A 448-nucleotide genomic window follows, 5' to 3' on the forward strand; every position below is an offset into this window, starting at 1 on the left:
GGGTGGGTGAGTCACCAGGGAGAGTATGCACTTAAAAACGTCAACGGGCTGGGATTCACTGAGCGGATCACCCTCAGCTCACCAGGGCTGGTAGAGGTTCGCTGTCGCCGGCGCAATGAGCAGGGCTCAAACAACGCCAGGGATTCGATGTACTGGCAGGCACTGCGCGGGCGACTGCTGACACGACCTTCATCCTATCCCGGCGTGTCGCTGATGGCAGTGACCGTTGAGACGGGCGGGAAGCTGGCGGCGCAGTCGGACCGCCGCGTAAACGTTGTGGCCACGCGCGCCTATGAAACCGGAACGGCCAGAACTATCTCGGGTGCTCTGCTGCATGTCGGAAACTCGCTGGGGCTGGAAATGGATGTCGACACCATCACTGCGCTGGAATCAGCGTACTGGACGCCACGGGGCGAAAATTTCGATTTCGCCACGGGCGACAGTATCT

1 protein-coding gene is annotated in these 448 nt (G+C 60.7%); it reads left to right on the forward strand.

Translation table 11 applies throughout. The features are described 5' to 3' along the window. Nucleotides 1–448 (forward strand): hypothetical protein (locus tag M3661_RS29880; protein WP_251491299.1); only part of this gene is annotated, 448 nt, incomplete at both ends.

The organism is Paenibacillus sp. MER 180 (genome assembly GCF_023713665.1).
GTDB lineage: Bacteria > Bacillota > Bacilli > Paenibacillales > Paenibacillaceae > Paenibacillus_B > Paenibacillus_B suaedae.